The following is a 500-nucleotide window of genomic DNA, read 5'->3' on the forward strand; positions in this document are numbered from 1 at the left end:
TATGGTTTGGACTCTATAATAACAATGGAGTTAATAAATAAATTAGAGGAAGACCTTGGTCAATTACCTCAAACATTATTTTTTGAGTATGAGAATATAGAGGAGTTAACTGAATATTTTTTGGAGTCTCATCATGAAAAGATGATAGAGATAGTTGGCTTAGCAGGTTGTGATAATGTAGTACATGGACAAGAGACAGAGGAAGTATCTTGGAATGAAGGAATAAAGCAACCAATATCCAGGGATCATTTAAAAGAGAAAGTTACTTACTATTTAAAAGAACAAATTTCTTTATATACGAAAATACCAGTCAGTAGTATAGAAGAGGATGTCCCAATGGAAGCGTATGGTTTGGACTCTATAATAACAATGGAGTTAATAAATAAATTAGAGGAAGACCTTGGTCAATTACCTCAAACATTATTTTTTGAGTATGAGAATATAGAGGAGTTAACTGAATATTTTTTGGAGTCTCATCATGAAAAGATGATAGAGATAGT

General features: G+C 31.4%; 1 protein-coding gene. It reads left to right on the plus strand.

Annotated features, from left to right (window positions below):
• Positions 1-500 (plus strand): acyl carrier protein (locus MR107_RS30365; RefSeq protein WP_242293179.1); only part of this gene is annotated, 500 nt, incomplete at both ends.

The sequence above is a fragment of the Bacillus cereus group sp. BfR-BA-01441 genome (assembly GCF_022663075.1).
GTDB classification, from domain to species: Bacteria; Bacillota; Bacilli; order Bacillales; family Bacillaceae_G; genus Bacillus_A; species Bacillus_A cereus.